General features: G+C 36.6%; 22 protein-coding genes. 4 read left to right on the plus strand and 18 right to left on the minus strand.

Annotation, left to right across the window (positions count from 1 at the left end; all coding sequences use genetic code 11):
• Positions 1-3 precede the first annotated feature (3 nt).
• The 9 genes from ACN5L8_RS03995 to ACN5L8_RS04035 all read right to left on the minus strand — a co-directional run bounded on the left by ACN5L8_RS03995 (position 4) and on the right by ACN5L8_RS04035 (position 7,463).
• A complete protein-coding gene (locus ACN5L8_RS03995) occupies positions 4-621 on the minus strand; it encodes an NADH:ubiquinone reductase (Na(+)-transporting) subunit D (RefSeq protein ID WP_115363618.1) in 618 nt (205 codons plus the stop codon).
• On the minus strand, positions 621-1,394 hold the full coding sequence (locus tag ACN5L8_RS04000) for a Na(+)-translocating NADH-quinone reductase subunit C (protein WP_419168323.1): 774 nt from the start codon (positions 1,392-1,394) through the stop codon (positions 621-623). Before ACN5L8_RS04000 ends, ACN5L8_RS03995 begins: the two co-directional genes overlap by 1 nt.
• 10 nt (positions 1,395-1,404) lie before the next feature.
• Complete coding sequence (locus ACN5L8_RS04005; RefSeq protein WP_120405105.1) at positions 1,405-2,610, minus strand: NADH:ubiquinone reductase (Na(+)-transporting) subunit B; 1,206 nt, start codon at positions 2,608-2,610, stop codon at positions 1,405-1,407.
• The gene (locus ACN5L8_RS04010; protein ID WP_120405106.1) at positions 2,610-3,953 is read right to left on the minus strand and encodes a Na(+)-translocating NADH-quinone reductase subunit A; all 1,344 of its coding nucleotides are present in this window, start codon (positions 3,951-3,953) and stop codon (positions 2,610-2,612) included. Before ACN5L8_RS04010 ends, ACN5L8_RS04005 begins: the two co-directional genes overlap by 1 nt.
• Positions 3,954-4,125: 172 nt before the next feature.
• A complete protein-coding gene (locus tag ACN5L8_RS04015) occupies positions 4,126-4,608 on the minus strand; it encodes a YchJ family protein (protein WP_115363626.1) in 483 nt (160 codons plus the stop codon).
• A gap of 12 nt (positions 4,609-4,620) precedes the next feature.
• A complete protein-coding gene (locus ACN5L8_RS04020) occupies positions 4,621-5,283 on the minus strand; it encodes a class I SAM-dependent methyltransferase (protein WP_115363628.1) in 663 nt (220 codons plus the stop codon).
• The gene (locus tag ACN5L8_RS04025) at positions 5,280-6,590 is read right to left on the minus strand and encodes an MATE family efflux transporter (protein ID WP_419172371.1); all 1,311 of its coding nucleotides are present in this window, start codon (positions 6,588-6,590) and stop codon (positions 5,280-5,282) included. The genes ACN5L8_RS04020 and ACN5L8_RS04025 overlap by 4 nt, the downstream gene beginning before the upstream one ends.
• 16 nt (positions 6,591-6,606) lie before the next feature.
• On the minus strand, positions 6,607-6,960 hold the full coding sequence (locus tag ACN5L8_RS04030; protein ID WP_115363632.1) for a SirB2 family protein: 354 nt from the start codon (positions 6,958-6,960) through the stop codon (positions 6,607-6,609).
• Entirely contained in the window at positions 6,957-7,463 is a 507-nt protein-coding gene (locus ACN5L8_RS04035; RefSeq protein ID WP_419172372.1) for a potassium channel family protein, read from the minus strand. Before ACN5L8_RS04035 ends, ACN5L8_RS04030 begins: the two co-directional genes overlap by 4 nt.
• A 45-nt stretch (positions 7,464-7,508) precedes the next feature.
• Here ACN5L8_RS04035 and ACN5L8_RS04040 point away from each other — a divergent pair, with 45 nt between their 5' ends.
• Positions 7,509-8,249 carry a hypothetical protein gene (locus ACN5L8_RS04040; protein ID WP_419168321.1) on the plus strand — a complete coding sequence of 247 codons (741 nt, stop codon included), beginning with the start codon at positions 7,509-7,511 and terminating at the stop codon, positions 8,247-8,249.
• Positions 8,250-8,255: 6 nt separating this feature from the next.
• On the opposite strand, the gene ACN5L8_RS04045 is transcribed toward ACN5L8_RS04040, so the two are convergent.
• Positions 8,256-11,156, minus strand: a complete 2,901-nt coding sequence (locus tag ACN5L8_RS04045) for a helicase C-terminal domain-containing protein (RefSeq protein ID WP_419172373.1) — start codon at positions 11,154-11,156, stop codon at positions 8,256-8,258.
• Positions 11,157-11,267: 111 nt separating this feature from the next.
• On the opposite strand from ACN5L8_RS04045, the gene ACN5L8_RS04050 reads away from it, so the two are divergent.
• Both ACN5L8_RS04050 and ACN5L8_RS04055 read left to right on the plus strand, forming a co-directional pair.
• Entirely contained in the window at positions 11,268-11,666 is a 399-nt protein-coding gene (locus tag ACN5L8_RS04050; protein ID WP_334678291.1) for a hypothetical protein, read from the plus strand.
• 13 nt (positions 11,667-11,679) lie between these two features.
• On the plus strand, positions 11,680-11,931 hold the full coding sequence (locus ACN5L8_RS04055) for a BolA/IbaG family iron-sulfur metabolism protein (protein WP_115363642.1): 252 nt from the start codon (positions 11,680-11,682) through the stop codon (positions 11,929-11,931).
• On the opposite strand, the gene ACN5L8_RS04060 is transcribed toward ACN5L8_RS04055, so the two are convergent.
• From ACN5L8_RS04060 to ACN5L8_RS04090, 7 genes are all read right to left on the minus strand, one after another.
• Positions 11,928-12,902 carry a PilW family protein gene (locus ACN5L8_RS04060; RefSeq protein WP_158536924.1) on the minus strand — a complete coding sequence of 325 codons (975 nt, stop codon included), beginning with the start codon at positions 12,900-12,902 and terminating at the stop codon, positions 11,928-11,930. The genes ACN5L8_RS04055 and ACN5L8_RS04060 overlap by 4 nt on opposite strands.
• A gap of 1 nt (position 12,903) precedes the next feature.
• Entirely contained in the window at positions 12,904-13,350 is a 447-nt protein-coding gene (locus tag ACN5L8_RS04065; RefSeq protein WP_115363646.1) for a hypothetical protein, read from the minus strand.
• The gene (locus ACN5L8_RS04070; RefSeq protein ID WP_419172374.1) at positions 13,351-16,188 is read right to left on the minus strand and encodes a hypothetical protein; all 2,838 of its coding nucleotides are present in this window, start codon (positions 16,186-16,188) and stop codon (positions 13,351-13,353) included. It abuts the gene before it with no gap.
• Positions 16,189-16,216: 28 nt separating this feature from the next.
• Positions 16,217-17,635 (minus strand): hypothetical protein, encoded by a 1,419-nt coding sequence (locus tag ACN5L8_RS04075; protein ID WP_419172375.1) that lies wholly within the window; start codon positions 17,633-17,635, stop codon positions 16,217-16,219.
• A gap of 139 nt (positions 17,636-17,774) precedes the next feature.
• The gene (locus ACN5L8_RS04080) at positions 17,775-18,239 is read right to left on the minus strand and encodes a hypothetical protein (RefSeq protein WP_115363652.1); all 465 of its coding nucleotides are present in this window, start codon (positions 18,237-18,239) and stop codon (positions 17,775-17,777) included.
• Positions 18,240-18,483: 244 nt separating this feature from the next.
• Positions 18,484-19,698 carry a DNA recombination protein RmuC gene (locus ACN5L8_RS04085; protein ID WP_115363654.1) on the minus strand — a complete coding sequence of 405 codons (1,215 nt, stop codon included), beginning with the start codon at positions 19,696-19,698 and terminating at the stop codon, positions 18,484-18,486.
• Positions 19,698-20,657, minus strand: coding sequence for a M23 family metallopeptidase (locus ACN5L8_RS04090; protein ID WP_419172376.1), 960 nt, complete (start codon positions 20,655-20,657; stop codon positions 19,698-19,700). The genes ACN5L8_RS04085 and ACN5L8_RS04090 overlap by 1 nt, the downstream gene beginning before the upstream one ends.
• A 104-nt stretch (positions 20,658-20,761) precedes the next feature.
• Here ACN5L8_RS04090 and hisS point away from each other — a divergent pair, with 104 nt between their 5' ends.
• The gene (hisS, locus tag ACN5L8_RS04095; RefSeq protein ID WP_419172377.1) at positions 20,762-22,105 is read left to right on the plus strand and encodes a histidine--tRNA ligase; all 1,344 of its coding nucleotides are present in this window, start codon (positions 20,762-20,764) and stop codon (positions 22,103-22,105) included.
• A gap of 38 nt (positions 22,106-22,143) precedes the next feature.
• Here hisS and ACN5L8_RS04100 read toward each other — a convergent pair whose 3' ends face one another.
• Positions 22,144-22,401, minus strand: a complete 258-nt coding sequence (locus tag ACN5L8_RS04100) for a hypothetical protein (protein WP_199506668.1) — start codon at positions 22,399-22,401, stop codon at positions 22,144-22,146.
• Between the last annotated feature and the right edge of the window lie 128 nt (positions 22,402-22,529).

The following is a 22,529-nucleotide window of genomic DNA, read 5'->3' on the forward strand; positions in this document are numbered from 1 at the left end:
CCCTTACATTTCTTCTATTTGATCTTTCTTCCAAGTACGTAGACCCCAGATGAAAAAACCAATTAAGAAGAACGCAGATGGTGCAAGAAGTGCCATACCATTAGTTTGGTACCAACCACCTTCTCCAGTTGTTGCTAAAATAGAAACTCCAAATAGCTTTCCTGAACCAAGAAGCTCTCTAAAGAATCCAACAAATACTAATACAATTGAATAACCAATACCGTTACCAATACCATCAAAGAATGACATGATTGGTGGGTTCTTCATTGCATATGCTTCTGCACGTCCCATAACGATACAGTTAGTAATAATTAGACCAATGTAAACTGACATCGACTTTGCAACATCATAAACATAAGCTTTTAAAAGCTGGTCAGTAACAATTACAAGTGAAGCAATGATCGTCATCATAACGATGATACGAATTGCACTTGGAACGTGATTTCTAATTAGCGATACAAATAAGTTTGCAAATGCACAAACTAATGTAACGGCCAAACACATAACTGCAACTGATTCCATTTTAGTTGTTACGGCTAGGGCCGAACAAATACCAAGAATCTGAAGAGCAATTGGGTTATTTTCAAATAATGGGTTAAGAACTGTTTCTTTTAATTTCATTATTCACCCCCACCTTGAGTATATTTATCAATAAATGGTCCGTATGCGTCGTCCCCCATCCAGTAGCGAACAGTTCCTGTTACACCATTAGCTGTAAGAGTTGCACCTGAAAGACCGTCGATATCAAATTTGCTAGCATCGCGTGCTTCACCTTTGATAACTTGAATTTGAGGATTTCCATTTTCACCAAAGATCTTCTTACCTGGCCAAACTGCTCTCCACTGAGGATTATCAATTTCACCACCAAGACCTGGAGTTTCACCGTGAGCGTAGAATCCAATACCTTTTACAGTATTTAGGTCTGTTTCAAGAACTAGGAAACCGTACATTGTTGACCAAAGACCTTTACCGTGAATTGGGAAAACTACTGACTTCGTTTCTTCACCGTCTTTTACAAAGTATACTTTTCCGTATTTTGCACGAACCTTAATATTTCCAAGATCTTCTTCTGAAGGAATCTTGTAATTTCTTTTTGGATCTTTAGCCGCTTTGTTTGCATCGTATTCAGATGGCTTAATATCTGTTACGTACTCACCAGTTTTAAGATCAACAAGTTTAGCTTCGATTTGCTTATAAGCTTCTTCAATCTCTTTCTTCTGAGCTGTTGATTCAACAATCCCAGCAGTCATAAGAAGGTTCTTCTTAATATCTAAAGCTTTGTTTTCTTCTTGAAGTGGTCTTAATGAAACCGCTGACCAAGATACGACAACTGAACATACAACACATAGGATTGTTGCTACGATCAGAGTTTTTGCAGTACTATCATTACTCATCACTGCCCCCTTATACCGTCTTGTATCCATTTGCACGTTTCTTGATATTACCTTGAATAATAAAGTAATCAATTAATGGTGCAAAACAGTTTCCGAAAAGGATTGCAAGCATAGTACCTTCTGGGAAAGCTGGGTTAATAACACGAACAAGGATAACCATGAAACCGATTAAAGCACCATAGAACCAATGTCCTTTTGTCGTCATAGAAGCAGATACTGGATCTGTTGCCATAAATACTGTACCAAATGCAAAACCACCAATCACTAAGTGCCAAAGTGGAGTTACAGAGAACATCATATTTGTATCAGATCCGATAATATTTAAAAGACCTGATGTTGCAACAGCAGCAAGTGTCATTGAAAGCATGATTCTCCAAGAACCAATTCCTGCAATGATTAGAATTGCAGCACCGATTAAACAAGCAAGAGCTGATGTCTCACCCATTGAACCTGGAATGAATCCTAAGAAAGCATCTTTCATTGAAACAGTTATTGCTTCAACTCCACCAAGAGCAGCTTGTGAAAGAGCTGTTGCTCCAGTAAATCCGTCAACTGCAGTCCAAACCGCATCCCCTGAAATTTGTGCAGGGTAAGCAAAGAAAAGGAAAGCACGAGCAGTAAGAGCTGGGTTTAGGAAGTTTTTCCCTGTACCACCAAATACCTCTTTACCGATTAGAACACCGAAAGAGATACCTACAGCAACCTGCCATAATGGAATTGTTGGAGGAAGAGTTAGAGGGAAAAGAAGACCTGTAACAAGGAAACCTTCATTAATTTCATGTCCTCTAACGATTGCAAATAATGCTTCCCAGAAACCACCAGCAATTTGAGTTACTAGAAAGATTGGGAAGAAGTATAAGAATCCGTGTAAGAAGTTAGCTAGTAAGCTCTCTGGTGAGAAACCTGCACCAAGTGCCATGATGATATCAGCACGCCAACCTTCAGGAGTCATTCCAGCAGCTGCAAGAGCAGAGTTTGCTTGAAGACCTGTGTTGTACATTGCCATAAATACCGCAGGCATAAGAGCGATAGCAACTGTGATCATTAATCTTTTTAAATCAAGTGCATCTCTAACATGAACTGAACCTTTAGCGACTCCACCTGGAGTATAAAGGAATGTATCGATCATTTCATAAACAGCATAAAATTTTTCGAACTTCCCGCCTTTAGCGAAGTTATCATGTTGAGAATCTAGAAGTTTGCGCAACATTGTAATTATCCTTCTTTCTCAATAATAGTTAAACTTTCTCTTAGAGCTGGTCCGAAATCAACTTTACCAGGGCTTACGAAAGTACAAAGAGCTAGATCTTCTTCGTCTAGTTCAAGACAACCAAGCTCGATAGCGTAGTCATTGTCTTTCGTTACAAGTGCTCTTAGAAGTTGAGTTGGAAGCATATCTAGAGGCATTACTTTTTCAAATGATCCAACCGGAACCATCGCTCTATCAGAACCATGAGTTGCAGTTGTGAAATTGAAAACTTGCCCCGGCTTTAACCAGTGAAGGAATGTACGCTTAACAGAGAATTTATTAAGACCTGGCTTGTGCCATCCTAAGAACTCTCTTTCACGCCCTTCAGCTAGAAGAGTAATTTGGTTATGAAAACGACCAAGATAAGCAAATGAACCGGCCATTGCACGTCCACTGAAAACTGAACCTGAAACAACTCTTACCTCACCTTGTCCAACTTTACCTGAAGTTACTTCACCTAAGTGAGCTCCTGGGATTGTCTTTACAAGAGTTGGGTTTACAGAAGCTGGCCCTGCAATAGAGATAATTCTCTCTGTTGAAAGCTCACCTGTTGTAAAAAGCTTACCGATAGCAATTACATCTTGATAATTAATTGACCATACCGTCTTTTTATTACTTACAGGATCTACAAAGTGAATGTGAGTACCTGCATTACCTGCAGGGTGAACACCAGCAAATTCCTTTGTTTCAACTTTTGTCGTAGAAGGTTTTGGAATATTACTTCCAGCTGCCTTACAAACATAAGTCTTTCCATCAGTAAGTTTTGAGATAATTTCAATACCGTTTGTGAAGTCTTCACCTGCTTGTGCGATAACAACTGCAGGATCAGCAGCAAGTGGATTTGTATCCATAGCTGTAATGAAAATAGAACTTGGCTCTGATCCAAGATCTGGAGCTTTTGAAAATGGCCTTGTTTTAAATGTTGGCCACAGTCCCGACTCAACTAAAAGAGACTGAACGTCTTCTCTAGTTAAATCCTTAACTCCTGTTCCTTTGTAGTTTTCAAAAGTAACTTGCTCATTACCTGAAACTTCAATTACTAAAGTTTCAAACGCTCTTCTTGCCCCACGGTTAATTTCAATAACCTTACCGCTGATTGGTGCTGTGTAAAGTACACCTTCAACTTTCTTACAAGAAAATAACGCTTGTCCTTTCTTTACTTCGTCGCCAACTTGAACAATCATTGTTGGTTTCATTCCAACATAATCTGGTCCAGTAAGGGCAACTTTAGTCACTTGAGGTCCTGCCTCAATCTTTTGTGATGGCTTCCCACTGATAGGAAGATCCAATCCTCTCTTAATGTGAATCATAGCGACAAATCCCGTTATTTTGGTTTGTTAACAATAAAATAAAATTTGAAATTATTAATTTTTTAACAGAAATACATAAAGTTGTAACCCTAATTTTAACTAGTTTAACCATTAAGATTGGCCTTTATTACGAGACCATTATGCGTCAAAACGAAGGCTATTTAGTTACGATTTATTTACCGCAACACTTCTTGTATTTCTTTCCTGAGCCACATGGACATGGATCATTTCGTCCAACTTTAGCTCCATCTCTTTTAACCTGCGCTACAATGGGCTCTCCGTCTACGAAGAACCAATCTCCGTCAATTTTTACGAACTCAGAACGCTCATAATGCACATGGTCTTGTCCACCTAGGCCAAAAGTTGCTTTAAACTCAACCATTCCCCAATCATCTCTTTCTGTTCCTTCTGCAGTGTCGACTATTTCAAGTCCTTTCCACTCAGATTGTGATGACCAAGCCTTAATTTCGTTTACATCCATATCTTCACGATGATCTGGGTGCGTTGAATCAACAATAAAGTCGATATCCCCAGTTGTGTAAGAAGAATAACGTGCGCGCATTAGAAGTGCGGCCGTCTTTGCTTTTGTTTCACCTTTAATAATTGGTAAACAACATTTTTCTAAACTCTCTCCAAGTCCACATGGACAACTCATAATAAACTCCATTTAAAATCGATATAATAAGTCGGTAAAATTAGTGTTTGTTTCATCAAAATATACCTTGCTTTCTAGTAGTCGACTAGAAATAAATGTGAAGTGCGGCTTGAGCATCTTTTGATACTTTGTACGACTTCGTCTTATGGCATATTCATCTTTGAACTCAAGATCTTCTATTTGGCGATCAAGTTCTTTATCGGTAGGTACAGTCAAATAAAGATACTTTGCTCGATTTGCTAAAATTGGCAAACAATACTCTAGCTCTTCATCTGTGAGGTATTGAAAAACAGAAGTACAAACGGCCAAATCAAAGGACTTCTTTTTGTCTTTATTGCGTTCACACCATGAAACTAAATCTGTTTTTTCTAGTTTAAACTTTGTTGATGGAATTTTATTGATGTCACGCTTCTTAACAATATTGTAAGCATGTTCGCTGGGTTCAATTCCATGGGCCTTATATGGTTTAAACTCATCGAGAAGTGCCTCAAATAAGTGTCCCAGGCCAAAGCCGAGATCAATTATTGAACTGATATCAATATACTCCATACCAAATAGATACTTAATATAACCAACGTGCTCTTTGGCATTTCCAATACCATCCATATCATCGGCATCTTCGTAATTTACGTCCCAATAATCTTTGGAAAAGCCTTTAGCTCCCAACTCTTTCACAACTCACTCACTTTTAGTGTTTTATTAATTAAATAGGCATTTGATATCAATCGATAAATTCCTACAGAAAAAATAGCTGACCATAGCAATAGAAACGACTGATAAGTAAAACTTAAATAAATAAGAGGCAGAAAACAAGTAAAGAAAGCAATGACCATATGCTTGCCTAAGAAATCAAAGCGATTAATTCCAAACACCAGTCCGTCATAGACATACGCAATGGAAGCAGGGATTTGGACGATGGCCAAGAAAACAATGACCCCTTTAATCATCTCATAAATCGACTGATCATAAGTAAATAGTCCAATGAGAAAGCGGTTAGCTGTTAAGAAAAGGATGCAAAAAATAACTCCAACAACAGCACCCATTACTAAGAGTTTTCTAAAGATTTCTTTAAGATTCTCATGTCCCTTATTTCCATACAAACTACCACCAATAATATTTCCCGATGTAGCAATTCCATCGGTAAAAAAAGATGCAAAAAGCCATAAATTCAATATCACTTGATGGGCAGCAAGCGCCTTAATTGAGATTGAACTTGCAACTTTTGTAGCAAGAAAGAAACTTGTGGTTAAGAAAGCTGAGCGCATAAATACATTCAATGAATTCTTGCCCATATGAAATGCGTCTTCTAGAGCAATCTTGCTTTTAATAAAAAGGCCTTTTAAAGACTTCTGATTAAGAACGAGGAAAAGGGCAATAAGAAGACCAAGTGCATTTGCAATAATAGTAGCTGCTGCAACTGATGCCAGTCCACCATCAAAGATATAAAGACCTAAGTAGGATAGAATAATATTAGTAAGTGTTGTGAAGCCAATAATAAAGAGAACTGTTCTGACCTCGGCCATGCCTCTTAGTATGGATAGTGACGACATAAAAAGTAGGATAAATGTATGGCCATATATTCGAGTTAAGAAGTACTCATCACATTGTTTATAAAGTTTAGGGTCTACTGAAAGAAATTGGTAAATATTATCTCTAAATGGTGCAAGAAAAATACTTAAAATAAGTCCTAAGGCCAGAGCAATTAAGAAAGTAACTTTAATAAGAGAGACCACTCGAGGAAAGTCTTTTTGGCCAAGCTTTTGTGAAATTGCTTGAATTGGAGCATGAACTAAGAAGTTAAACATCCAAGTTAATGATGAAATGATTGATACTCCTACGGCCATTGCCGCAAGCATCTGTGTATCATAATTTCCAACTAAGGCCGTATCAACAATTGAACTTAAGGGCTCTAGCATTGATGCTAGAATAGAAGGCAAAGAAAGGGCCCATAGGCCCTTATAAGATAACCAATCTCGATTCATAGATTGAATTACTTGATTAGTACTTTGTTACAGCAGAAAAAATTGCAACAAAGATAAGCGCTAAGATAAGACCTAGACCAGCAAGTCTATTATTCTTCATTCTCTTAGCTAAAATTGGTCCAAGTGCTGAAACAGCTACCCATAAACCAACTTTTACTTTTACCCACATTGGCCAACCTTCACCGTGGCTTACACCAATACGAGCTAAAAGCCCCATACCACCTACAAATAGTAGGAAACTTGCAATACCTGAAGTTATTTTTAGCAACTTCGAGTTATTACCTTGAGGGCCAACAAATTGCGGTGCAAAAGCTGCAACCATTAGTACTAACATAAAAACGTGAAGTACTTTGTAAAATTCATAACTCATTCTTCTTCTCCATTATTCTCTTCTTCTAAACTTGTCAGTCTGTCGTTAATACAGTTTAAAGTCTTATTGATTCTAGCTAATTCTCTTTCTATCATTAAATCTTCACGGTGTAAGCTTGTTTGCATTCCCTCAACATTTTTCTTTAACACCTTTACGCGGTGGCCAATAGTTAGAAATTCTCTTCCAAGCATAACATTGGCGAAGATGGCAGTATATGTAGCAAATAATCCTGTTCCAAGAATCATTAGAAAAACTGCAACCACCCTTCCCGAAAATGTCACAGGTGTAACATCTCCATATCCAACAGTTGTGATAGTAGTAAATGCCCACCAAATTGAGTCACTAATAGTTGTCACGTTAGGATTATGACCGTTTTCGAAATGAAAGAAAGTATAGGCAAAAATTAAAACACCACTATTACCTAGGAAAGTAATAACCCAGAAAGGAACAGTCTTGAACAAGTAGATAAATCGTTCAAAGAATATGTTGATACTTGAGCGCAAATTGACCTCTATTATAAATTTAGGATTTAACATATAATATTGAATATGAGCTACTTTGGGAATAGTAATAAGGGTGAAAAGATATATCGCGGTGCGTACAACTACTACCGTAAAGATAACCTTTATGCTGAAGAAACATTTGAAGTCTATCGCAGGCCAAAATTCCATCAGATCTATTTTGAAGGTGAAATGCTAGCGCGTGTAATGACTGGGGAACTTTTAAAGGTCCATGTCGCCTATACAGTTGATAAGGAATACACTCCCATAAAAGTTAATATTGTGAAGTCACTTGGTGAACAAGTTTCAAAAGAAATCTTTCTCTTTGATCACTCCAATAGTGAACTTAAGTATCAATTTGAATGTGGTGATATCGTTAAGACTGAATCAATTGCAACCTCGCCGAAGTTCTTTGTCACAACTCCCCTAAGTTGTTGCTCAATGCTTTTCTTATGGTCAAAAAAGTTTGATTCCGTAGGAAAGAATTATTACTCTTTCTTTTCGACAAATAATCAATGGACGTACTCTGGACCGATTATCAATAATAATATTGTTGTTGAAAGAGTTGCCCAGACTTCAGAAAATATCAAAATTGACGGCAGTACCGTTACGGCCGTTCAGTATAAGCTATTTGAGAAAATTGAATCTAATGATCCAAAAGAATTGAAAGAAACTCCAGAGATGTTAAATATCTGGTTATCCCAACACCAAACAATTCCCTACATTATTAAGGATAATAAAGGCACAAATATCACAATTAAGTATCTCAATAATCTGGATACGATTTAAGCTAGCCTATTCTAATGTTTGGACGAATTCTTTAGAAGCTTCTAGCGCTTGTTTAAAGTTCGTACGATTAATTTGATAAGGCTCCATTTGCTTTGTAAGCTTTGCCATCGTTGAATTCTTCCACTTTTTAATTCGTGAATCAATAACAACAACTGCTCCTGCATCATTCTCAGTTCTCAGGAGTCGACCAAGCTTTTGATGAAGATTACGCGTACGGTGTGCTAGATAATAATCTTCAAATTCATTACCAATATTTGTATCGTAATAATCACGTCTTAATCGAATAACCTGATCCATTGAAAGGTCTGGAATTTTATCAATAAAGACAAATCTTAAAGCGTCACCAGGTACATCAATCCCCTCACCAAAAGACTCCATTCCAATTAGAATTCCATTTCCAGAATCCTTAAACTCTTCAACGACATTGGCGCCCATACCTTGAACAAAGACAGGAAGTTTACCTTCAAACTTATCCAACATATACTCGACAGCTTTTTCAAACCTGGCACGAGCAGAGAAAAGTAGAAGCGTTCTACCACCAATATCTTCAATAAATGGTACCAGACGATCACAAACTATTTTTACAAAATCCTTATCATATAAAGATGGCGTATCATCGCATAAGAAGACACGAGTCTTATTCTTATAGTCGTATACAGAAGGAAGAAATAATCCTGAACGAAAGCGTCTTTCTGGCTCACTGTAGAGATAACCTGTGGACCACTCCATACCACGACTTCCTTGATCTCCATGTTCATTGCCTAATGTTGCTGAAGTATAGACAACTGAAGAAGATGTCTGAAGAAGTTGATCGTGAAGTATTTTCCCCGTATTAATTGGGCCGGCCGTTAAAAGAAATCCTTGCTGCTCATGATATTTCATTGAAAGAGAATACGGCTGCGTTGACGTTTCAATTTTTAAAAGAAGCGCTAGGGCATTCATAATATCTTCAAGTGTTCCGACAAAAGATTCAAAGCGAGTCCACGCTGTAATCTCAGGTGGCCCTTGCATATCACTTGCTTGCCAACGAACAGTATAAGGATAGACCTTCTCATAAATTGATTTAAGAAGATGGTAAATACTTTCAAGATGATGGAAAACACTCAGCCTTAGGCCTTCTTTTTCTGTTGGCATAATCATTGGAAGCTCATTCCAGAATTTATCTGTATAGCGAGGCATCTTTTTAAAGATCATTTCAAACTTATCAGGTAATTCAAATAAATGATCACGTAACATAGTTGCACTATCAATTGAAAGCATACGAAGTGCCGAGATCTCTTCTTCCTGATTACCTTCAATAAGGTTTCCAATTAAATAAAAGAGAGAACCAAGACCTTGTAGGTTTTGTAATTGTTTTTGTAGGCTTTCAAGATCAGACTGCCCTACTTCAGCAGAGAATGCCTTTGTTGCCTCACCTTCAATCTTATGTGCCTCATCTACAACGACGTATGGAGGACGTGGAAATGACTTTGTCCAAGAAAACATCAAGGCGTGATTTCCCACAATGATGTCTGCTTCTTTTGCATCTCGAAGTCCACGAATATATGTACAATTTGCATAGTATGGACATTGCTTATTTGAGCAGGCCCTATAATCTACGGCCAAGTCTTTTTCTGCTTGTGAAAAGTCTTCTAATTTCATTTTCAAAACGAAAGGAAGATCATTTCGAGAGATCATATGCTCAAGTGCACTATTTGAATTATGAAAGAAAAGTGATTCAAAATAAATATCACTAAATTTTTCTTTGAAGTCTTTTGTGTCAGTGAATAAATCTGTCTCATTTTGTCTTTGTGTAAAAAGTAACTCGCAAAAGTGGTTACTAGAGCCAACAAGTTGGCGAATCTTTAAGTCCTTTGGTGAGACACCTAAGAGCTTATGAAGTGCTGGAACGTCTTTATTCATGGCCTGGGCCTGAAGTGTCTTTGTTCCTGTTGCAACGAGGACCTGCTTTTGTTCACTTAAAGCAAATAATGCAGATGGTACTAAGTAGCCCAAAGTCTTACCTGTTCCAGTAGGGGCTTGAACCATTGAATGAATATGATTTTTAAAAGACTGCCCAACTTTTAAGGCCAAGTCTTCTTGTGACTTTCGATAACGATAACCATTAAATAATTTTGAGACTTTTTCTTCATTACTAAATATCTCTTTTACATTGGCACCATTAAAGGTCATATCAAAGTTTTGATGATATTCTTGCTTATCCTCTAAAGTCTTTGGATATGCCCATTCAAGAGCTGTTTCAATATGTGGAATAGGATCAAAATCAATTTGATTTGCAATCTCTAAAACATCTTCTTCATAAAGACTTAGGAATTTAAAGAACCAATATTTATCTAACGAATACTTATGCATTAAAGACATCATGAAATTATACTTTCCAGCATCTTTTTTCGTCATAAGAGTTGCCACAATAACAACTTTCAATAGATCGATAGAGTCTTGTAAACCGCGATGTAGTTCTTTATCCGCAAGTCCCATTCCCACAATAAAGTTTTCAAGTTTAAGAGAAGACATATGTGGAAATAGTAATGATAAGAAATAAAGAGAGTCTTGCCAGCGATGTCCTTCTCTGAAGTCCAAAGTTTCAAAATGATGATCAAGAAACCCCGCTTCAAAGTCAGCATTGTGGGCCAAAATATCATGGCCATCTAATTCAAGAACCTCACCAATTACATCATCAAGCATTGGTGCTTTCTTAAGCATCTTATTATCGATTCCCGTTAGCTTTTGAATAAATTTAGAAATTTCAAATTCTGGACGGCATAGTGATTCATACTTATGAATAAGTTTTGTTCCTTCAAATTGAAGAAATCCAACATCAATGATCTCATCAACGCTTGCATCAGCGCCCGATGTCTCAATATCTAATAATGCCCATTTACCCAGTGTGTTATTGTCTTCGCTCATATCATCTTCCTCTAAAGATAAGTTAGCACTGTTGAATCATATTGATAATCAACTTTTTATGTCATATTCTAGGTATATATTATTAATTGGGTATTTTTATAAGGCCATTACATGTCTTCAGCGACTTTTTTTCAAATTCAGTCATTTATCATCCTAGCTCTTATGGTTTACGGGGTGACGCAGAGTAAGAAACGCAAAAAGCATATTAAAATTATGTCGAGCGCAATTATCTGGGATATCCTACTAATTTTACAAATTGAATTAAATCGCAGTGCGATAGATAAGGCCCTGGAAGTCTTTCAATCACAAACTGCTTTAAAAATACACTTATTCTTTGCAGTATCGAGTGTTGTACTCTATTTCGCAATGATCATCTCAGGTAGAAAGGTTCTTGCAGGAGATCGCTCATTCATTCCAAAGCATCGTTACCTAGGAATTACGACATTAGCATTTCGTATCCTAACTTTTATAACGAGCTTCTATGCTGCTGCTAAACCAGTTATAAATTAAGAGGATTCACTAAATGTTATTTGAACAAGTAAAAACAATAATCGAAGAAAATATCAAAGACTCACAAGTTCAAGTTTATGACTTAACTGGTGGTGGTGATCATCTTGGAATCACAATTATTAGTGATGAATTCAAAGGAAAGATGCTTCTAGCACAACACCGTATGGTTATGGATATTCTAAAGCAAAAACTAAGTGAGGACCTTCACGCTGTACAGCTTAAAACACTAACTGTTGAGCAGGCCCAAAACCAAGGTTTGATTTAGTTTTCTACAACATCAAATCGAACATTAATGAATGGTAACGAGACATCTTTACGAGAGAAGCTTAACTCTTTAAAACCGTCTCCAATAACAAACTCTCTATAAGTTCCATCTGAGCGCTTTACACCGCGATATAAACGGCCAAGTACTTGGTCATTATCTTTATAAGCTTTTAAACGGTAACGAATGATTCGAGCTCTTGCTACATACACAGAGTTTGCAAGCCCATATACAAAGGGAATATTTCTTAAAAAGTCATCTTCACTATTATAATAATTCATCGATCTCACATCCCAATTTATAAATAAATCAGGCTCAATATCTTCTTTTTCTAATTTAGATGCACCTTTTGACTTCACCCAACCAAGATAATTATATTTAGTAGGTGCATTCTTTCCTGGCTCACTACTATCTTTACGAACAGGAAGGTTTGCATAGGCATAAATCAGCGCCCCCTTTCTCCATATAATATCTTGTTGCTCATCAGGTAAAGAAGGCTGATATAATTTATTATTCAAATTATTATTAAAGTTTAAACTTTGAAACTCTGTACTTGAGTTATAAGCTTCACTTGGATTTAAAATAACTTCTTTAGAAAAGAACGGGTCTTGAATAAGAAAATAAATGGGGCGAGAAAATGAGCCTACTCCCGATGGAGTTTTAAGAACGAACTCTCTTTGACAATTTTCTTCACAAGTAACATCAAAATAAAAATCGAAGAAGTTCCTATCGTTATCATCCATTAACTCAAGTGAGCCCAGAGAGAATTTTGCAAGAGATAGGTCCTTACTTAAGACTTGTTCAAATTGCGTTAAATTAATTGTTTCTAAAATCTCTTCTGTTACTTTTTTATTATCTCTTTTATAACGACTAAAGAATGACGTTGCTGACAATAAGACTACTCCTGCAAGTCCTGAAGCAACCAATAATTCGACAAGGGAGAAACCATTACTCTTTTTTATAAATTTAAACATTCTATTCCCCTGAAATAACAAATTCATAATCCTTAAAGCCTTCAATATAAGACTTATGTGTTACGCGAATAACAAGCTTTAAAAGCCCACGATATGTCGGGTGTGGTGTTAAAATATAGCCCATACGGCCTGGACAACTAGGACACTCTTCAACAGATGTTACTAATTTATCATTCCAAGCAAGAGGAAGCTTTTCATTGAGGTCTTGTACACTTGTCATTGATAAGAATTCATCACTATTCATATTAACCTGAAAAACAGCACTATTTGATGATATTTTACGATACAAAGAATTAACAAGATTATGTTGAACGACCTGACTTCTCGATTTCTTATTTGCACTTCTAAAAATATTTTGTCCACCAACAAAGGCATATATTAGAACACCTAGTAGGCCTGCTGTGACAACAATCTCTGCTAAAGATAAACCTTTATTATCCAACTTCAACTATAAACTCCCAGTTTCAACCCAATATGTTTGGATATTAAATCGGCGGTAACGATTTGGTATTTTTGATTTTGTGACAAGTCCCCCACTTTCAGGAAGCCCTATTTCTGGATCAACTGTCGTCCAGTTATAATTATTTGGCCCCTCTAAGACAAAATGAATTGGGGAGCAAGTTCTTAAATCATATTGCTCTTGTCTTGAGATATTTTTATTCCAAACAGTAATATTAGAATCACATTCTAATAACTCTCCATTTTCATCTCGACGAGCAAGCCATTTATATTCTCTTAGTTTTTCGATAGCGGCCGGGTGCCAAATACTATAGAAATTCACACCACTGGTAAGAGCACCACTTGAAATTTCTAACTCATTTACTAGTAGTGTTCCCACAAAAGTTAAAGGCGTTGAACGAGGTTCAATCTCTAGCTCAAGACAAGCGTAGAAACCAAAGATAAAACTCACATCACTTGGAATAATACATTTCTTAGTGACCGATTGATTAGGTATCCCACCAGCATCACCTGGATACATATTACTTTGATTAAATAAGTAACGATCTTGCATTTCCATCGTCTCAGTCAATGTAATTCCATTTCCACCAACATCATACATCCAAGAATGCAGCGTATTCTTTGTAAAAGAGATATCCCAAGAATAATTGTCATTAACAGGTATGCCAGAACACTTTTCTTTTAACTCTTTACTTTCAGAAATACTTAACCCATCTTCAGGCATAAATAATTCCTTACTAAGTTTTTCAAAGAGTCCCGGCATCGGCTTGCGAGGAGGTTCATTAAATCCATTATCGCGCTTTAACATTGTCCATCCCTTAAGCTCTTCATCTTCGGCATTTGTATACTTAATAGATTCCACCACTCCTTCTTTATTTCGAATGAGTTTTATATTAATGAGGTTTGGATTACCTAATTCATTAGGCCCTGGTTTATGGGCATCATTATTACGTCGGCCTGTTGTGTAATTAGAACTATTCTCAATGGCAAAATCAAAAGCTGTTAACGACAATGTAATATCAGATATATTCTTATACGCATCACTATTGAGTTGATCCTTATTACTTATATCAACTTTAAAGTTTGTGATATTTGTTGTTGAGGCCGAAAGACTAAAATCAATACTAGGCTGTTTTTTTAAATACTCTTCAATTTCTTCAAGTGATTCATCCTTCATTTCAGCATATTCGTTAGAAGCAGTCTCGATTGCGTTAACACGAGACTCGCAGCTGGCCTTAGCACCAGGATTATCGTTGTATACACTTGCACAACTACTACTTTTTGATTCATTAAAATTAGAATCAACAAGGCTACATTTATCTGATCTTACCTTAGGATCTTTAGAGTTGAGGTCACTACATTTACTTGAAATATTTCTCACAACTCTTTGAAAGTCATTTTCCTTATAAGTGTCATCAAATTCTTCATCTGTTACTGTTTCTTTAGTAAGAACTTCCTTAGATTTAATAAAGTTAATGCTAGAGTTTAAGTTAATTTTGAACTCTGTATCACGTGCTAGTAATAACTCTGCTGTTTCGCCATTTGCAGGAACAGAAACGTCCATTTTCATGATTGGCTTTTCGGATTTACCTACATCTATATAAGAGACTGTATTTTTGTCATTTTTTAAAATAACAGTATAGCCCTTCGTTGAGCTAACTAATTCACTTGGGAAGGCATATTCTTTAAATTCATTTGATATCGGAAGATTTGTTTTTGAAAGTCCGACACTAAATCCACTACCACTTAATTTACCAAATAATCTAGAATCTCTAGTTTCAGATAAGTTCTCTTCTAGCTCGCGCCAAATATCACACTTCTTTGCCAGACTTGTATCAACATAATATTCATTACCAAATAAGGCGGCAATCCCCTCATCGACTTCGTCTTCAAAGACAACGCCACGTTTTATCGTTTTTACATTAGCATAAGTCGAATAAAGTTGATCATCCTGTCCACCAAAACTCTTTGGTACAAAATTACCAGAACCACTTTTGACAGCACCTCTTCCTAAATGAATATTGGAATAAATCCCAACTGGTGCATAAGAGCTCGACGGTAGAATAAGGTCATTATCAACATAAATTGGTGCGTGAATATTTAAACCTTTAGAGCTTTCTGATCCAGTATATTTAGATAAGTCTAGATCCCCACCTTTAATGATTGCAAATTGGTTTAGGGTTCTTGGAAATAGACCAACTAAACTTCTCCCGTAGGGCCTACTATTATAATCGGAGCATCTATCGATATTCTTCATCTTTGCTTCAACAAAGATTTCGATATAGCGATCATCCCCTGATTTATAAAGAGCACTATTTTCAGCTTTCTTTAAAGAAATTGAAACTTCATCCATACAATTTCTAAGCGTATTAGTTAGAGAAAGGTTAATTGGATGGGACTGACTTAACTCCCCTAGAGACTTTATACTTATTGTTGTCGAGACCTCATCAAGAGCAGGTTCAAAGCCAATTTCTTTATTATATTCATTTTTATAGGCTTGCTTAATCGCAGTTAGAGAAGCGCTAGACCATAGGAGCCTTTCAAGATTTAATTTATTACTAATTACTTCATGCATATCTCCAGAACAGCTTTCGCTTCTGGCCCACTTATCGTCCATACACCAACGATTTTTTAAAGCATGAGTCGTGTATGAAATAATACCGCGAGTAAAGGTATCCATTTCAGCATTAATGCGGCCATCTTTTTTCTTTTTTGAGACAACGTCGAGAACCTGATTTAGGTTCATTGTGAGATACGCTGCGGCCACCGAAGCAAAAATTATAAATGCTAGAGCAGCACCACCGCGTTCATTTCTTAACAACTTCATAAAAATCCATTTTTAATCAATTCAATTACTATATTGCTGGAGAAAACCAAATATCGTAAACGCTTCCAATGCGTCCATCTTCAGTCGTAAAAGTCGACTTCTCTCTAGCCTCTGCTCGCCCTTCAAAAGCGATATGTCCTCTTTTATATTCTAAGTTTATTGAAGTAACACCTTTCTTTGGTAATGTCGTCATTTCAGAACTTTCACTGATCCCGTTACCATTGAGATCATTCCATAGAATTAAATTTGAATATACTTCGTCATTAATATCGATTACACCGTCATTATTAGAATCATACTTAGCTAAAGCTCTAAAGCCATTTTCATATGTATTTTGATCACCGAATAACTCAAGGGCACTATTAATTTTTCCATCACCGTTTCGATCAATGGCAAGGAAATAACCTTTCGAATTAGGCTCTACCCAGTTTACGACTGGTACATCATTTATTAGTGGAAATGAACTTCTTCCTAAGAAGTCAGGGAGATTCGCATCGAAGAATAACATTAGTGGTGAATAATAAGAGCCACAGAATTGATTTCTTCCAAGAAACGCCGCTTTTACATTTAGGCAGTCTTCAAAGTCATTAAGGCCAATACTTCCCTTATAGTCGAGCTTAACCCACTTATCTTCTTTTTCATTATGTTGAAAAAATTCCACACGTACATCACTAGAAGAGCCAGAGAAAATTACACGGCCGCTACTTAGGTCACGTGCTCCAACTCTTTTTGGAATACTTAATTGCGCAATTGAAACATTGACTTCACCTTCATGAATTTCACTTTCAGTATCTTCCTGTGCACCTGATACAATTTCAGTTGAAACATCCATTGCTTCCTTACCTCGGATACCACAATTGGCAAGCCCAGGCTTTTTCGTATATGAAGACTTGGCAGCGTAGCCAGTTCCCTTCCAATTATAGAAGAATTTACATTTAATATTTGAATTAAGAGCTGCTTGAGCTAGAGGGTCTCCTTGACGACGACAATCAAGAGCATCGTTTAAAAAGAACTTTGCCCTCTTGTAAGCACATTTATATTTAACATCACGTGAAGAGTTTCCACTTTTTATTAAACAATTAACATCATTTGATTCAGCATTCCACGTACATGATTGCCCATATGTATTTGGCCAAGTTACCTGGGGAGAGAAGACCGTATTACTCTCAAAGTGTTGTCCACCATTTGATAACTTCACATTCATTCTAATATCACCACCACGAGGATCAATCGTACTCTTAGCATGTCTCAGGTTTGCACCATAACAAGTAGGAGTTAGCGTAATATTCAAATGTTTTGAGCGAAATTGATCACACGAGTTCTTCTTAATAACATTTCCCACTTGGTTTAGCCTAACTCCAAGGGCCGTGTTATTTGGAATGACAGAAATTCCTTGAGCAAAGAGTTGATGACTACTAAAGATTGTTAAAAATATAAGTACTAACACTTCTGAGATCCCCTTATTTGCAAGTAATTTTCTTTAGATTAACATAGGTTTTTAAACTACTTACAACTTACTGATTTTACTTCAACTCAATTTGGTCCCAACGTATCTTACTAAAAATACATGAGAACTTTTCTTGGCATTACTCATGTGATGAGTTCTGCTTATCGACTAAATCATTAAAAGAATCCTCGATCTCTCTGAAGTAATCCCCCTTTCGAAATGTTACTTTCTCTAGGAAATGTTCTTCATCCTCTTCAGACTTAGCAAGCTTCTTAAAGTGATTGTTTAAACGATATAAAGGGCCCGCAATCTTGTGGGACATTGTTAAACCTAAATATAGAAATAGAAAGAAAGAAACTAAGACTGCAATAAGAAGAGAAAAGCTTATGATTTGAACTTGAACATCCCAAAAGCCTTGAAAGGCAGCACTTTGAAAGAAGCCACTCTCCTCTGCCATCTCTCTGACATTTACAAGAAACGACAAAATTGTGGCAACAAAAAGTCCACACGAGATAAGATTTAAAAATCCAAATTTAACGAGAAAGTGTTTTTGAAATTCTGGGTTAATCCAGATTTGCTTGAGGCGTCGGCGATTTTTTGCCATTTATGAGACTCCTATAATAAGTGTTTAATTTATTATAGGAGCTCACTTAAGTTATTGAAACATGGAAAAAGTTAACCTGTTTCTTAGTGATGATCATCCATCATCGCATCATCAAAGTCTTTACATGCGATCGCTAGAGATGCTGGTAAAAGTGCCCAAAACCCTACTAAACACAATGCAACAAATACTTCTAAACTCATATATATTCCTTCGATAGATAAAATTTTATAAGAATCAAAGACTATTATAAGTCATTTGACGGTTCCTGACTAGTAAATTCAACTTCTGCCACGTTGGCCAACTGTGCCTTATCAATCTCTACTTCCATAATTTTTTGGAATCTCTTAGAGATTTTACCTGTAGTTATATTGATATTATTAACGTCTTTAGTAACTGTTGCAAGATGCTTTGTTAGATCAGTCCATCTCTTCTCATAGAGATTAAAGTCTTTACCTAATTTATTGATTTCTTCGTGAAGAATAGACATATACTTTGAACGCTCCATATTCATCATTACACTTTGAACAGTTGTTAAAGTTGCCATGAAAGTTGTTGGTGATGCGATCCAAACATTATGCTTTTGAGAATAAGAAATAATATCTTCATGATATGCGTGAATTTCAGCAAAGATGGCCTCGGCCGGAAGAAAGAGAACGGCCTGCTCAGCAGTCTCACCCTTAATAATATATTTACTTGAAATATCATCGATATGTTTTTTTACATTTCGTACGAATTCTTTACGTGCACTCGCCTTCTCTTCCAATGATCCTTCAAACATTCTTTTGAAGTTTTCTAATGGAAACTTTGAATCCACACAAAGCTTTCCAATTGGATCAGGAAGATCAACCATTGCATCCACGAGCTTGTCATTACTTAATTTGTACTGAAGCTTATAATACTTATCACCCTCACCAAATACTGACTTTAAAAGTGAAGTTAGCTGAACCTCACCAAAGATCCCACGTGATTTTTTATCAGTTAGAACTTCTTGAAGGCTTACAACATTTGTCGAAAGTGATTCGATTTTCTTTTGCGCCTCATCAATTTTAGCAAGACGAGCAATAATTCCTGTAAAGGTTTCATTAGTCTTCTTGAAATTCTCGTTGAGGTTTTCTTGAACTTTATTATCAATATTTTGCAGTTTATCTTGGATTGACTTATTCGTTTTATCAAACTTCGCCTCAAGATCTTTTCCAAGCTGATCTTTAAAAGTGAAGAGATCCTTATTTAGAGCACCTTTTGTCTCCATTAATCTTTCAGCAACAAGCTCTCTTAGATTAGAGAAATTTTCTGCTAGCTGATTATTATTTTTGAATAAAGTATCCGTCATTTCATTCTTTTGAGAACGAATTAAATTATTAACTTCGTCAAAGTTAACAACTTGCTCTTTTTTAAAAATTAAAAAGAGGAATCCAATAATTACAATTTGAAGAACAATAACTACTATCGTTAAGGCCATTAATTCATTCCTTCTTTTCCACTAGGCATTTTATATGCCTGTGGATTCAACTGCTTCTTTTGCTCTTTTAAAAATTGTAGGCCATCGACCCAATTACCTTGCACTCTCACTCCCCAATGAAGATGTGGAGCACTCGAGCGTCCAGTATTACCACTTAAAGCTATAATTTGACCACGTTTAACTGTATCGCCAGTTTTAACTTTAAATTCTGACAAGTGGCAATACATTGTGATGACACCAGCACCGTGATCAATAAAGACCGCCTTTCCATTAAAGAAGAGATCTTCAACAAGGATTACTTTCCCATCGTTTGATGCTTTGATTGGCGTTGGCCTTCTTGCTCGCATATCCGTACCAGAATGCCAGCTATTTTTCTTATCGTTAAATACACGGCGATTACCATAAACAGCAGTGATCTTACTATTTAGCGGGCGAATAAATTCTTTATCTGTTAATGAACGATCTGTAACAGCACTTGCATAAGCTTCACTTTGTAGTTTCACTTCTCTTTTCCAGCGCTCAACCGCTTCAGGAGAAAGATCAACGTGCTTTTTTGCCACCTTGATATAAGATTTCTTATAATCAAATGGCCTTATATTAAATGTCGTAAAGTGATACTGAACTTCACTTCCGTAGACCTTAGACTTTAAGTAGCAATGAACATTACTTGGCGCATCTGTTTTCTCACCATCTTTTGTTTCAAAGTACCAATATCTCGGAGCATAGAATGCCGTTATTTTTCCATTTTTAATTTCGTGAGAAAGCCTCTTATCTCCACAGAGAATATGAAATTCTTCCCCGAGACTTGGCAGGTCTAAAATAATCTTATTCACCTTACCTGGGTAGGCTATACGTTGTTCAACGTCATAAGTTCCAAGCTTTGGTAGAGGCTTAAGGCCTGCACATGAACAGAGAAAGAGTAGAAATGAAAATAGGAAAAATGTTGTATTGTGTCTCATAAGGAAATTATGGCAAATAAGTTGCGATTTTTAAAGGCCTATTGCTTTAAAAGTGCTAAAAATAAGGGTATAAACAAATATATTTATTTCGAAGGGGTAATTAAATGGCGACGATTAGGCCACAAAATGCAAAAGGGACACGTGACTTTGGTCCACTTGAATCATCAAGACGAAATTATATATTTGATACAATTAAAAAAAGGTTTCAATCACATGGTTTTATGCCGCTAGAGACACCTGCCGTTGAGAACCTGAACGTCCTCACTGGTAAATATGGAGAAGAAGGAGATAAGCTTCTTTTTCGCGTCCTAAACTCAGGAGACTTTCTAAAGAAGGTAAAACCAGAAGATTTAAAAGAGAAAAACCTTGGAGCAATTTCAGCAAAGATGTGTGATCGCGGTCTGCGCTATGACCTTACCATCCCATTTGCTCGCTATGTGTGTGCCAATTTAAATGAACTGGACCTCCCATTTAAACGCTATCAAATTCAGCCAGTCTGGCGCGCGGATCGTCCTCAAAAAGGCCGTTATCGCGAATTCTATCAATGTGATGGAGATATTATTGGAACAGAATCACTTCTAAGTGAAGTTTCCCTAGTTGAAGTCTATCACGATGTTTTTAACGACCTAAAGCTTGATGGTGTTGAAATCATCATCAATAACAGAAAGATCCTTCAAGGTATTGCTAGTGTTCTCGGCGTCAGCGATAAGCTTACCGATATGACAATTGCCATTGATAAGCTCGATAAGATTGGAGCTGAGAAAGTTGGAGAAGAACTTTTAAAACGCGACTTTAGTGAAGAGCAAGTAGCAAGACTCTCAACACTTCTTACCTTAGAAGGAAGCTCTGATGAGAAGCTTTCAACAATCAAAGAATTTCTAGGAGAAGACGAAGTTGGAAAACTTGGCCTTGAAGAACTTGAATTCGTTCTCTCAAATGTGCGTGAGCTAGGAATTGAAAACCTTGTCTTTGATCCGACTCTAGCAAGAGGACTTGATTACTACACAGGTTGCATTTTTGAAGTAAAACTTGTTGATGGTTCAATGGGAAGTATCGGTGGCGGTGGACGCTATGACGATCTAACGAGTATGTTTGGTCAAAAAGAGAAGCTCTCAGGTGTTGGAATCTCATTTGGAGCTGAAAGAATTTATGATGTCATGCTTGATCGTGGACTCTTTGAAGATATCAGCGCAAGCGTAGATTTTATGATCATCAATATGAGTGATGACGACCAAAAAGAATACCTCCAAATTGCTCGCAATTTTAGAGCACAAGGCCGTTCAATTGAGATCTACCCTACTTCGGCCAAGATGAAGAAGCAGATGACTTACGCCAACAAGCGTGGGGTTAAGAATGTAATCTTCTATGGGGATCAGGAAAAAGAACAAAGAATTTTAAAAATAAAAGACATGGAAACAGGTCAAGAGAAACAAGAAAGCCTCGCATAGCGAGGCTTCTTTATTTCTAACGAAATGAATTCGTTTGATTATCCTAGGATATCGTATGGACGAATTGTCTTTCTACCGTTAGCTGTACATCTCTTTTGAGCTTGATCAACTAGCCAGTATACGTACTCGTTCATTGCTTCAAGAGCGTCTGAAGATACGTTGTATCCTTTACCCTTTAGTGCTTCTTTAGTTTTTGAACCAACTAGTAGCATTTCCTTTTTCTTAGTTGATTTCTTAGCTGCTTTTTTCTTTGGAGCTGCTTTCTTCTTAGTTGCTGCTTTTTTCTTTTTAGCCATTTTAAACCTCTTGTTTAGTTGTTTTAGTAGAAAAATATGTAATATAGTAATTTTAAGTACCTAGCATTTATTACGTCAATAAAAAAAACCGATCGCCTCCTATAATTGCCGAAAATTAGGCTTAACTA

It is taken from the genome of Halobacteriovorax sp., from assembly GCF_048381875.1.
Lineage (GTDB): Bacteria > Bdellovibrionota > Bacteriovoracia > Bacteriovoracales > Bacteriovoracaceae > Halobacteriovorax_A > Halobacteriovorax_A vibrionivorans.